A 506-nucleotide genomic window follows, 5' to 3' on the forward strand; every position below is an offset into this window, starting at 1 on the left:
AGCGACCTACTTTGACGCCCTCATCCTTGAGCATGGCAACGATACTGCGGCTGCCAGCTGAACTACGGCTTTGACTGAAAAGTTCGCTAATACGGCTGCGTAAACCCACCCGCCGAACATCAATGCGACGGCGCCGAGCCATATGGGCGTAGTAACAGGAACGAGGCAGTTCAAACACTGAACACAGCAGTTGAACTGGGTAGCGTGCTGCTAACTGCCGAATCGACTTCAACGTCTGCGCCCGTGCTCCTCGGCCATCAAGAGCGCAGTGGCCTCCTTTAAGATTTTCTTCTCAAGCTCCAGCCGGTTGATGCGGGCTTGAAGCTCCCGAATAGTCTGCTGCTCAGGCGTAAGCGCTTTGGCTGTGGGGGTGATGCCACCGCGCTCCAACTGCAACTGGTTGACCCAGCGCCGCAGTGCGGTCTCACCTACATCAAGGGATTTGGCTGCCTCAGGACAGCTGTAACCCTGGTCGAGCACTAGACTGGCTGCTTCGCGCTTAAACT

At 56.7% G+C, this 506-nt stretch carries 1 pseudogene; it reads right to left on the reverse strand.

What is annotated here, in order from left to right:
- Positions 1 to 506 (reverse strand): annotated as a pseudogene (locus tag CXQ97_RS21395) (transposase); the annotation flags it as partial.

The organism is Arthrobacter sp. B0490 (assembly GCF_002929355.1).
Lineage (GTDB): Bacteria > Actinomycetota > Actinomycetes > Actinomycetales > Micrococcaceae > Arthrobacter_D.